Source organism: Kitasatospora sp. NPDC127060 (assembly GCF_042724935.1).
Taxonomy (GTDB): Bacteria; Actinomycetota; Actinomycetes; order Streptomycetales; family Streptomycetaceae; genus Kitasatospora.
On sequence record NZ_JBHXEG010000027.1, the window covers coordinates 81,967 to 93,032 of the forward strand.

General features: G+C 74.1%; 8 protein-coding genes and 1 tRNA gene. 8 read left to right on the top strand and 1 reads right to left on the bottom strand.

Features of this window, described 5'->3' with window-relative positions:
- Positions 1-96: 96 nt before the first annotated feature.
- The 5 genes from ACFWIS_RS17520 (at position 97) to ACFWIS_RS17540 (ending at position 5,727) form a co-directional block, all read left to right on the top strand.
- A complete protein-coding gene (locus ACFWIS_RS17520) occupies positions 97-1,884 on the top strand; it encodes a trypsin-like peptidase domain-containing protein (protein WP_380523898.1) in 1,788 nt (595 codons plus the stop codon).
- 63 nt (positions 1,885-1,947) lie between these two features.
- A tRNA-Ser gene (locus ACFWIS_RS17525) sits at positions 1,948-2,035 on the top strand.
- 311 nt (positions 2,036-2,346) lie between these two features.
- The gene (locus tag ACFWIS_RS17530; RefSeq protein WP_380463586.1) at positions 2,347-3,711 is read left to right on the top strand and encodes an FAD-binding oxidoreductase; all 1,365 of its coding nucleotides are present in this window, start codon (positions 2,347-2,349) and stop codon (positions 3,709-3,711) included.
- Positions 3,712-4,180: 469 nt separating this feature from the next.
- The gene (locus ACFWIS_RS17535; protein ID WP_380463584.1) at positions 4,181-4,510 is read left to right on the top strand and encodes a hypothetical protein; all 330 of its coding nucleotides are present in this window, start codon (positions 4,181-4,183) and stop codon (positions 4,508-4,510) included.
- Positions 4,511-4,950: 440 nt separating this feature from the next.
- Entirely contained in the window at positions 4,951-5,727 is a 777-nt protein-coding gene (locus ACFWIS_RS17540) for a pyridoxal 5'-phosphate synthase (RefSeq protein WP_380463582.1), read from the top strand.
- A 99-nt stretch (positions 5,728-5,826) separates the two neighbouring features.
- Here ACFWIS_RS17540 and ACFWIS_RS17545 read toward each other — a convergent pair whose 3' ends face one another.
- Positions 5,827-6,888: a DMT family transporter gene (locus ACFWIS_RS17545; RefSeq protein ID WP_380463580.1), complete on the bottom strand. Its 1,062-nt coding sequence runs from the start codon at positions 6,886-6,888 to the stop codon at positions 5,827-5,829.
- A 152-nt stretch (positions 6,889-7,040) separates the two neighbouring features.
- Here ACFWIS_RS17545 and ACFWIS_RS17550 point away from each other — a divergent pair, with 152 nt between their 5' ends.
- The 3 genes from ACFWIS_RS17550 (at position 7,041) to ACFWIS_RS17560 (ending at position 11,029) form a co-directional block, all read left to right on the top strand.
- Positions 7,041-7,913, top strand: coding sequence for a DUF1906 domain-containing protein (locus ACFWIS_RS17550; protein ID WP_380463578.1), 873 nt, complete (start codon positions 7,041-7,043; stop codon positions 7,911-7,913).
- Positions 7,914-7,959: 46 nt separating this feature from the next.
- The gene (locus tag ACFWIS_RS17555) at positions 7,960-9,168 is read left to right on the top strand and encodes a hypothetical protein (RefSeq protein WP_380463576.1); all 1,209 of its coding nucleotides are present in this window, start codon (positions 7,960-7,962) and stop codon (positions 9,166-9,168) included.
- 199 nt (positions 9,169-9,367) lie between these two features.
- Positions 9,368-11,029: a long-chain fatty acid--CoA ligase gene (locus ACFWIS_RS17560; protein WP_380463574.1), complete on the top strand. Its 1,662-nt coding sequence runs from the start codon at positions 9,368-9,370 to the stop codon at positions 11,027-11,029.
- Positions 11,030-11,066 lie beyond the last annotated feature (37 nt).

Genomic DNA, 11,066 nt, shown 5'->3' on the forward strand with positions numbered 1-11,066 from the left:
GGATTCTTATGAGTTCTTCAGAGGGGTCCTTACGGCAATCGAATCGTCGGTGCGAAAAACTATGGTCCTTGGTTCTGTCAGCTATGGAGGTCGTCCGTGAGCACCGAGCGCGAGGTTGGGCCCACCGGGCCGCAGGGGGAGCAGCCCGCCGGGGCCGCGGAGGCGGCGGCCGCCGTTTCCGACGGCACCGCTCAGGGCGGTCACAAGCCGACGATGGCGTTCAGCCGGGTTCCGGAGCCGGCCGCCGAGCCTGTGGCCCAGCCGGTCGTCGAGCCGGTGGCCGGGCCGACGGCGGCCGACGCCCCGGCCGAGGGCGCGCCCGCCGGCAGCGGTCACCAGCCGACCATGGCGTTCAGCCGGGTCCCGGAGCCGGCCGCCGAGCCCGTGGCCCAGCCGGCCGCCCAGCCGGTCGCCGAGGCGCCGGCCGCGCAGGCCCCCGCCCCGGCCGCGCCCGCGCTGCCGCCGGGCACCCCGGGCACCAACCCGTACGCGACCCCGAGCCACGGCGTGCCCGCCGCCGGCGCCCAGGAGGGCTACGGCGTCCCGGCCGCCAACGCGCAGGAGCCGTACGGCGCCCCGGGCGCCGGCGCGCCCGCGGCGCAGGGCCACCACCCCTTCGGCGCCGGCCAGCCGCTCGGCGGCTGGGGCGCCGGCCACGACGCCGGCTCCGGCGGCGCGGGCTACCCCGGCGGCCCGGGCGGCCCGCTCGGCTACCCGGCCGAGTACCCCGGCGGCCCGACCGGCCCCGGCGGCCCGCGCAAGAAGCGCGGCGGCCTGGTGGCCCTGCTCGCGGCCGTCGCGCTGGTCGCCGGCATCGCCGGCGGCGCGATCGGTGTGGTCGCCACCGACCACGCCAACAGCAGCCCCTCGGCGGACGACCACCGCAGCACCACCGTCCAGGCCAGCAACACCCAGAGGAACGAGCCCGCCCCCGGCTCGATCGCCGGCATCGCGCAGAAGGCGCTGCCCAGCGTCGTCACCATCAAGGCGCAGGGCAACGGCGAGTCGGGCACCGGCACCGGCTTCGTCTTCGACACCGAGGGCCACATCCTCACCAACAACCACGTGGTCGCGCCGACCCTCACCGGCAGCGGCGGCAAACTGACCGTCAAGTTCGCCGACGGCACCTCCTACAGCGCCTCGGTGCTGGGCCACGCCGAGGGCTACGACGTCGCCGTGGTGAAGATCGACAACCCGCCGAAGAGCAAGCTGGCGCCGCTGCCGCTGGCCGACTCCGACAAGGTCAACGTCGGTGACGCCACCGTGGCGATCGGCGCGCCGTACGGCCTGGAGTCCACCGTCACCAGCGGCATCGTCAGCGCCAAGGACCGCCCGGTCGCCTCCGGCGACGAGACCGGCTCGCAGGCCTCGTACATGAACGCCCTGCAGACCGACGCCTCGATCAACCCCGGCAACTCCGGCGGCCCGCTGCTCGACTCCAGCGGCGCGGTGATCGGCATCAACTCGGCGATCCAGTCCAACGCCTCCGCCAACGGCCGGGCCGGCAGCATCGGCCTGGGCTTCGCCATCCCGATCAACCAGGCCAAGTGGGTCGCGGACACCCTGATCAAGACCGGCAAGCCGGTCTACGCCAAGCTCGACGTGCTGCGCAACGACGACTACAAGGGCGACGGCGCGCAGATCCAGACCAAGGACGTCCAGGGCCAGCCGGCCGTCACCCCCGGCGGCGCGGCCGACAAGGCCGGCCTCAAGCCGGGCGACGTCATCACCAAGCTCGGCGGCGCCCCGATCGAGAACGGCCCCGCCCTGGTCAGCCGGATCTGGACGCACAAGCCGGGCGAGACCGTCGACGTCGAGTACACCCGCAACGGCCAGACCATGACCACCAAGGTCACGCTCGGCCAGCGGGACGGCGATCAGTGACCCCGGTGCACACGGAATCGTGTGCACCGAACCCCGCCGGACCCGTTAGGCTGACCTCCGCCTGGAGAGCTGCCCGAGCGGCCTAAGGGAACAGTCTTGAAAACTGTCGTGGCGTGACCCGTCACCGTGGGTTCGAATCCCACGCTCTCCGCTGGTAGGGGAACCACACCTGCTCAGGGCGGGTGCCGACATCGTTCGGTACCCGCCCTCGGTGTTTCTCCGCTCGGCCCGTCCGGCGGGCGGGCACCTCGGGCCGCTGGTGCCCGGTGGCGCGCGGTCCTCCCATCTCCCTTGGTTGCAGGAGCTGTTGACGCTGCCGCAGAGCGTCGCTCACGCTGCGCCGTGCCCTCGCCACCCCGGCCGTGTGCCGGGCCCGGCCCGGGGCGAGGCCTACTTGCCCGCCCCCGGCCCGGCGGGCAGAGTGCGGAGGTGGCGGCGGTGCGGTGGCGAGTGGAGGCGGCGATGGGTGATCTGACGGACCGGCTGGCGCAGGGTCTCCCGGCCGGGGCGGTGGTGGTGGATCCGGATGTCACCGCGGCCTACAGCCATGACATGGCGGGCTTCTGCGCCGCCGGCGCGCCCGCCGTGGTGGTGTTCCCGGAGACGGTCGAGCAGGTGCAGCACGTGCTGCGCACCGCCACCGAGCTGCGGGTGCCGGTGGTGCCGCAGGGGGCCCGGACGGGGCTGTCGGGGGCGGCGAACGCGGTCGACGGGTGCATCGTGCTGTCGCTGGTGAAACTGAACCGGATCCTGGAGATCGACCCGGTGAACCGCGTCGCGGTGGTCGAACCGGGCGTGGTGAACGCCGAACTCGCGCGCGCCGTAGAGGAGTTCGGGCTCTGCTACCCGCCGGACCCGTCCAGCTGGGAGTCCTGCACGATCGGCGGCAACATCGGCACCGGCGCGGGCGGGCTGTGCTGCGTGAAGTACGGCGTCACCAGCGAGTACGTGCTCGGGCTGGACGTGGTGCTGGCGGACGGCCGGCTGCTGTCCACCGGGCGCCGGACGGCCAAGGGGGTGGCCGGCTACGACCTGACCCGGCTGCTGGTCGGTTCGGAGGGGACGCTCGGGGTGGTGGTCCGGGCGGTGCTGTCGCTGCGGCCGGCGCCGGCCCCGCAGTTGGCGCTGGCGGCGGAGTTCCCGAGTGCGGACACCGCCGGTGCGGCGGTCTGCGCGGTGATGGCGAGCGGGCTGACGCCGTCGTTGATGGAGCTGATGGACGCGGTGTCCGTCCGGGCCGTCAACGAGCTGGGGCAGATGGGCCTGCCGGAGTCGACCCAGGCGCTGCTGCTGGTGGCCTTCGACGGGCCGGACCGGGTGGCCGGGCTGGCGCGGGTCGCGGAGCTGTGCCGGGAGGCCGGGGCGACCGAGGTGGTGCCGGCCGAGGACCAGGCGGAGTCCGATCTGCTGCTGGCGGCCCGGCGGCTGGCGCTGCCCGCGCTGGACCGCCTGGGCACCACGATGATCGACGACGTGGCGGTGCCGCGGTCCCGGCTGGCCGAGATGCTGAACGGCGTCGCGCGGATCGCGGAGCGGCACGCGCTGACCATCGGGGTGGTCAGCCACGCCGGGGACGGCAACACCCACCCGATCGTGATCTTCGACGGCGCGGACCCGGAGCAGGCGAAACGCGCCCAGCGCTCCTTCGACGAGATCATGGCGCTCGGCCTGGAGTTGGGTGGCACGATCACCGGCGAGCACGGGGTGGGGCTGCTCAAGCGGGACTGGCTGGCCCGTGAGCTGGGACCGGTCGGGCTGGACCTGCAGCGGCAGGTGAAGGCGGTCTTCGATCCGCTGGGAATCCTCAATCCGGGCAAGATGGTCTGATTTTCAGAGCAACAGGATTCGTGGTCCCACCACCCTTTCGCCATCGCTTTCTTGATCGTATTTTCCGTACGACTTTCCGATGATCTGCGCATGGCTGGAAAAGTCGACATGGAAGGGTGATCGAACTTTTTGGGGGCGTGTTCCCTGGAGGCCTGAGCCGGGGTGGTGCGCTCGGTGGTTCGTGCGGCGCCGAAGCGCCGCTTCCCGGGACGTGCAAAGTCGCCGCCGCTCGGGCGAAGTCCCAGCTCAGTAGCGGTGTGTCGGCGCCCTGTCCGAATCGGCGCCCGTTATGCGCGGCTCGGGTGGATATCACGCTAACGGGCGAAAACTGCTCCGTCGGCTAGTGCTTTGTCGATTTGTTGCGGAAGTCTGTGACCCGGCGTCGCAGCCCGCAGGAGTTCGTCTGGCCGGCGAACCCCCGCATCCATGCTCGACCAATGCACGATTAACAGCTTATTTGGAGGCTCATATGGCTCGCTTCAACACCCGCCGGGTGTCCGGGATCCTGCTCGCCGCGCCGCTCGCGGCCGGCCTGCTGCTGGTGGGCGCCGGGGCCGCCGCCGCCGACAACGGCGCGGGTGCCGCGGCCGGTTCCAACGCCGGCGTGGTGTCCGACACCGGCACCGGCAACGTGTTCGGCGGGGTCGACGGCAACTACGTCTCCACCCAGCAGACGGCCACCGGCTCCGGTGCCTCGAACCAGAACAACACCGTCGCGGTGAAGGACAACGCGGGCAACGTCCTGGCCGGCCAGGGGAACAAGAACGTCAACGTCATCTTCGCCCCGATCTTCCGCTGACCGCTTTCGGCACCACCGTCGGCGGGGGCGCCGGAGGTGGGTGGCCGTGGGTGAGCTGAGCACTGTCGAGGGTTCCGAAGGACAAGCGCATTGACCGGCCAGCGGAAAGGGTCGCCGCGAAACCGGCCTCGTGGGCGGTGCCGCCATCGGCACCGCCCACGAGTGTGTCCGGCGCCGGTCCGGACCCGCGCGCCGGTCCGGACCGGCCGCCGGTTCCCACCGGGCGCGGCCACGGGCGCGGCCACGGGCGCGGCCACGGGCGCGCACCCGCGGCGTACCACCCCGCGCGAGCGGCCCGGATCCGTCCAACGAGGGCCCGAGCCCGGAGCCGTCGGTCCACGGCGGTACGGTTGCGCTCCGACAGCGCTCCCACGCGGCCGGGCCCGGAACGGACGGCCCGGCCGGGGCGACGACCGCGGCAATCGGAAGGAAGGCGCGCGATGGCGGCGGAGGACGAGGGCCTGACCGGCCCGGACGGGGCCAGGCCCGCACCGGAGCCGCAGCCGGAGGCGTGCCCGGCGCCACTGGACGAGCGCCGGCCCGAACCGCGGTCCGTCCCCGAACTGCTGCTCGGCCGCCCGCCGATGGCCCGCCCGCTGCCCTCCTTCGACCACGAGGCCGCCCCCGCCGAGCCCGGCCCGCTGTTCCTGGACTGGCTCGCCACCGCGCTGGACGCCGGGGTGCTGGACCCGCAGGCCCTCACCCTCTGCACGGTCGATGCCGACGGCACGCCGGACGCCCGGGTGCTGGTGCTGCGCGACGTCGACGCGGCCGGCACCGGCTGGAACTTCTCCGCCGCCGCCGACAGCCCCAAGGGCCGTCAGCTCGCCCACCACCCGGCTGCCGCGCTGTCCGTCTACTGGCCGCAACTGGGCCGCCAGGTGCGGGTCCGCGGCACCGTCGAGCGGGCCGCCGATCTGGTCGCCGCCGCAGAGTTCGCCACCCGCTCGCCGGCCGCCCGGATCGGCGCGCTGGTCGGCCGGCAGAGCGAGCCGCTGGGCGGGCTGACCGAGTACGACGAGGCGGTGGCGGTCGCCCGGCGTCGGCTGGAGGCCACCCCGGACGCCGTCGCGCCCGGCCACGCGGTCTACACCCTGTGGGCGCACGAGGTGGAGTTCTGGCAGGGCGACGCCCAGCGCCGGCACGTCCGGCTGCGCTACACCCGCACCGGCCCGGTCCGTGCGCCGGAGTGGTCGCGCACCCTGCTCTGGCCGTAAGCGCCGTAAGCGCCGTAAGCGCCGTAAGGGCTGTAAGCCGTCGTGCTGGCCGAGGTCCGGGGCCGGGCCGGTCAGCGCGGCCCGGTCAGCGCCGCCCGGTCAGCGCCGCCCGGTCAGCGTGGCCCCCACGCTGGCCGCCACCACGCAGCCGATCCCGGCCAGCTGCGCCGCGCCCAGCAGCTGGCCGAGCACCACCAGCCCGACCAGCGCGCTGACCGCCGGCTCCAGGCTGACCAGCACGCTGAACACCCGCTGGGGCATCCGGCGCAGCGCCGTCATCTCCAGCGCGTACGGGAGCACCGGCAGCAGCAGCGCGACCCCGGCCGCCGAGGCGAGCAGCAGCAGCGGGGAGGCGCCGGGCGCGGTGAGCCCGTCCCAGGCCTGGCCGAGCCCGAACGGCGCGAGGGCCAGCGCGCCGACCGTCATCGACACCGCCAGGCCCTGGAAGCCCTGGAAGGTGGCGCCGACCTTGTCGGTGAACAGGATGTAGACCGCGTAGCAGGCCGCGGCGCCGAAGGCGTACAGCAGGCCGACCGGGTCGAGCGAGCCGCCGCCCTCCCCCTCACCGAGCAGGGTCAGCAGGAGGACGCCGACCCCGGCGAGCAGTGCCCAGAGGAGGTGGCTGGCGCGGCGGGCGAAGACCAGGGCGACCGCGAGCGGGCCGAGGAACTCGATGGTCGCGGCGGTGCCCATCGGCAGCCGGTCGATCGCCCCGGCGAACAGGAAGGTCATCCCGGCCGAGGCGACGCCGAGCAGCGCGGCCGCGGCGAGGTCGCGCGGGCGCTTGTCGCGCAGCCTGGGCCGGGTGACGGCGAGCAGGATGACCGCGGCGAAGCCCAGGCGCAGGAAGGTGGTGCCGCTGACCCCGAGCGGGCCGAACAGCGGTTTGGACAGCGCGATGCCGGTCTGCACCAGGAACATCGCGACCAGACACAGAAGCGGCGCCGGGATTCGCTCCGGGCGCCGCAGGGCCTTGCCGAACCGGCCGGTTCGGCCGGTTCGCACCCCGGGGGGCGCCGCGGAGCCGGGCTCCCCACCTCGTCGCCAGCTGCCCCGCTCGCCGGCAGGCTCGCCCTTGGGGGCGGGCGGCATGGCAAGGGCCTCGGCGACGGCGGCGGCCGAGGTGGGGACAGCGGTTTCGCTGCTGTGGGAGGTGGGCATGCTAACGAGTTTGCCGTAAGGAGTGACAAAGCAGCAAGCTCGTTACCAGAATCGGGACGGATGCGGACGGGCGCACCCGAAAGGGTGGTCCCGCGGGGCCCCTGCGGCGTGGTGGACGCGTTCGTCCGATGGTCCGTCAGTATCAAGGCCGGATGCGCTACCTCCGCCCGGCGGCCGTCCTGGCCGCCTCCCTCGTGCTCCTGTTGGCCACCGACGGGACGGGCGTGAGCGCCGAAGCCTCCGCTCCCGCCGCCGTCGCCGTCCCGCGCATCCGCACCGTGACGCTCCCCGACCGGATCGGCCCGCCCCGGTTCCGCGACAACTGGAGCGGCACCGCCTTCGACGCCTGCACCGCGCCCCCGGCCGAGACCCTGCGGGCCTGGCGCGCCGCCTCGCCGTACGGGGCGGTCGGCATCTACGTCAGCGGCTCCCAGCGCGGCTGCGCCCAGCCCCGGCTCACCGCGGACTGGATCCGCCAGGCGCGCGCGGCCGGCTGGCGCTTCCTGCCGGTGCACGTCGGCCTGCAGGCGCCGTGCGCCGACCCGAGCCGCAAGCCCAAGCGGATCGACCCGGCCAAGGCCGTCGAGCAGGGCCGGGACGAGGCCGGCGAGGCCGTGCGCGCGATGCGCTCGCTCGGGCTCGGCAAGGGCGGCCCGGTCTACCTGGACATCGAGGCCTACTCGATGCACGACGCCTCCTGCGGGCAGGCCGTGGTCGACTTCGCCCTCGGCTGGACCCAGGCCCTGCACTCGGCGGGCTACCGCTCCGGCCTCTACTCCAGCCTCGACTCCGGCGTCGCCGACCTGGCCGCCGCCGCCCGGGCCGGCAGCTCCCCGCTCCCCGACGCGGTCTGGTACGCCCGCTGGGACGATCACGCCGACACCGCCGGCGCCGGACCGCTCACTCCGGACCTCTGGCCCTCCCGCCAGCGCGTCCACCAGTACCGCGGCAACGCCCAGGAGACCTACGCCGGCCAGACCCTCACCATCGACCGCGACCAGGTCGACGGGCCGACCGCCGGCTGACCGCCCGTCGATAGGGTGGCCGCTCACCGAGCACCCAGGGGGCGGCATGACGAACGGCCAGGAACACCCGGGCGCGGCCGGTTGCGGCGGCGGCGCACCACGGCGGGATCCGTACGGGCCGAACCCGTACGCCCAGCCGGTGCCGCCACAGCAGAACCCGTACGCCCAGCCGGTCCCGCCGCGGCAGCAGCAACCACAGCAACCGCAGCCGCGACCGGCCGCCCAACCCCCCTGCCCCGCAAGCCAGTTCGCCGCCCAGGTGCGGCCCGCCGGCCCGCTGCCGCGCCGCAACCGCGCGGTGGTGCTGCTCCAGTTCCTCCTGCAGTGGATCTACGCACCGCTCTGGATCCTCGGCCTGGTGGCCGTCTTCGCGGTCATCATCGCGGCCGCGATCTTCTCCAACTACGGCGGCGAGGGCCCCAGCTCCGACGGCTGGCTGAGGGTCAACCGCAGCTTCATCCCGCCGCGCCGCCTGCGGGCCGAGCTCACCGGCCGCCCCGAGGACTGGGAGCGCTACGTCACCCCGGTCCTGCGCCGCCGCATCGCCGCCGCCGAGGCGAACCACGCGGCCGGCGGCGGCGAGGTGCAGCTCGACCTCGGCCGCGAGGTGTCCGTCGGACTCGCGGTGCGGCTGTGCCGGGGCCTCGGCGCGGACGGCGTGGCCCGGATCGCCGAGCGGTTCGGCTGGCAGGTGGTGCCGTCCGGCACCGACGCGGAGCGGGTCCGGCTGGTCCGCCGGTTCCCCGCCCCGGCCACGGTGGGCGCGCCCTCCCCGCAGGATCCGCCGGCGGCCCCGGGCACCCCGTGGGGGCCGCAGCCGGGCCGGTTCGCACCGCTGCTGCCGGTCATCTTCCTGCTCCAGCTGGTCTACGCCCCGGTGTACGGCCTGCTCACCTTCTGGGTGGACCGCCCCGAGCCCGACTACTGGGAGCGCTGGGGCGCCCGCTGGACGGTCGGTCCGCGCGCCTTCCGCGCCGAGTTCACCGGCAGCCCCGCCGCCTGGGACCGGCACGTCCGCCGGATCCTCAAGCGCGACGCCACCCGCGAACTGGGCCGCACCGCCGACAGCTACGGCCGGCTGCTCGCCCCGGACGGCACCTTCCTGCGCCGCATCCGGCTGCACCGCGCCACCTACCGCGGCGCCGGCGCCCAGCAGGCCCTGCGGATCGCCGCCGAGCAGGGCCGGGTCCTCGACCCGGCGTACGCCCCCGACCCGGCGAACTCGCTGTGCCTCTGCCGTCCCGACCACCGCTGAGCACCACCCCACGGGAGTGGCCGGGGGAGGCAGCGGGCGAAGTGCCGGGGGAGGAACCGGGCGAATCCGTGATCCGTGCAACGGGGCCGGGATACTGACAGCAGGCGGACGGAACGGCACAATCGGGCACGTCCGCGCGCATTACCGCCCGGTAGGTGTGCCGCGGGAGTCGCCAGTGCCGCCAGGTCGAGGAGGACCCGTGTTCAGCACGATGCAGGACGTACCACTCACCGTCACCCGAATCCTGGAGCACGGATCCACGGTCCACGCCCGTTCGACCGTCACCACCTGGGACGCCGCCGGGCCGGTGGTCCGGACCTACGCCGAGGTGGGCGCCCGCGCCGCGCAGCTCGCCCACGCGCTGCGCGACGAGCTCGGCGTCACGGGGGACGACCGGGTGGCGACGCTGATGTGGAACAACGACTTCCACTTGGAGGCGTACCTCGCCGTCCCCGCGATGGGCGCCGTGCTGCACACCCTGAACCTGCGGCTGCCCGCCCAGCAGCTCTCCTACATCATCGACCACGCCGCCGACCGCGTGATCATCGTCAACGGCAGCGTGCTGCCGCTGCTCGCCGCCGTGCTGCCGGCCCTCGCGCCCACGCTGAAGCACATCGTGGTGGCCGGCCCGGGCGACCGTTCGCTGCTGGCCGGCTTCGCGGGCGGCGTGCACGACTACGAGGAGCTGATCGCCGGGCGGCCCACCGACTACCCGTGGCAGCGGGACATGGACGAGCGCCAGGCCGCCGTGCTCTGCTACACCTCCGGCACCACCGGCGACCCGAAGGGCGTGCTCTACAGCCACCGGTCGATCTACCTGCACTGCATGCAGGTCAACACCGGCGACAACTTCGCCTTCACCCCGCGCGACACCGCGCTGCCGGTGGTCCCGATGTTCCACGTGAACGCCTGGGGCATCCCGCACGCCGCCTTCATGTCCGGCGCCAACCTGCTCATGCCGGACCGTTTCCTCCAGCCCAAGCCGATGGCCGAGATGATCGCCGCCGTCCGGCCCACGGTCAGCGCCGCCGTCCCCACCATCTGGAGCGGCCTGCTGGACGAGCTGGACGCCGGCGACTACGACACCTCCAGCCTGCGCATGGTGGTCATCGGCGGCAGCGCCTGCCCGCCCTCGCTGATGAAGGCCTACGACGAGCGCCACGGCATCCGGGTGCTGCACGCCTGGGGCATGACCGAGACCTCCCCGCTCGGCTCCTTCGCCCAGCCGCCCGGCGGCCTCACGCCCGAGGAGGAGTGGCCGTACCGGATCACCCAGGGCCTCTTCCCGGCCTCCGTCGAGGCCCGGCTGATCGGCCCGGGCGGCGAGCGGATGCCGCACGACGGCGTCGCCGCAGGCGAGTTGGAGGTGCGCGGTCCGTGGATCGCCGCGGCCTACTACGGCGGCGCCGGGCAGGACCCGCTCCGCCCGGAGGACAAGTTCTCCGAGGACGGCTGGCTGCGCACCGGCGACGTCGGCACCATCACCGCCGACGGCTACCTGACCCTCACCGACCGGGCCAAGGACGTCATCAAGTCGGGCGGGGAGTGGATCTCGTCCGTCGAGCTGGAGAACGCCCTGATGGGCCACCCCGAGGTGGCCGAGGCCGCCGTGGTCGCGGTGCCGGACGAGAAGTGGGGCGAGCGCCCGCTGGCCACCGTGGTGCTGCGCCCGGGCGCGACCGCCGGGCTGAAGGAGCTGCGGGCCTTCCTGGCCGAGCGGATCGCCTCCTGGCAGCTGCCGGAGCGCTGGGCGATCGTCGAGTCCGTCCCGAAGACCTCGGTCGGCAAGTTCGACAAGAAGGTGATCCGGGCCAGCTACGCGGCCGACGAGCTGGACGTCACCACGCTCGGCAAGGAGTAGCGGACACGGCGGAGGGCCGGCCCGTACGGGCCGGCCC

Excerpts from the sequence above, each read along its gene's own strand:
- ACFWIS_RS17530 (WP_380463586.1), top strand. The coding sequence starts at position 2,347 with ATGGGTGATCTGACGGACCGGCTGGCGCAGGGTCTCCCGGCCGGGGCG.
- ACFWIS_RS17535 (WP_380463584.1), top strand. The coding sequence starts at position 4,181 with ATGGCTCGCTTCAACACCCGCCGGGTGTCCGGGATCCTGCTCGCCGCG.
- ACFWIS_RS17540 (WP_380463582.1), top strand. The coding sequence starts at position 4,951 with ATGGCGGCGGAGGACGAGGGCCTGACCGGCCCGGACGGGGCCAGGCCC.
- ACFWIS_RS17545 (WP_380463580.1), bottom strand. The coding sequence starts at position 6,888 with ATGCCCACCTCCCACAGCAGCGAAACCGCTGTCCCCACCTCGGCCGCC.
- ACFWIS_RS17550 (WP_380463578.1), top strand. The coding sequence starts at position 7,041 with ATGCGCTACCTCCGCCCGGCGGCCGTCCTGGCCGCCTCCCTCGTGCTC.
- ACFWIS_RS17555 (WP_380463576.1), top strand. The coding sequence starts at position 7,960 with ATGACGAACGGCCAGGAACACCCGGGCGCGGCCGGTTGCGGCGGCGGC.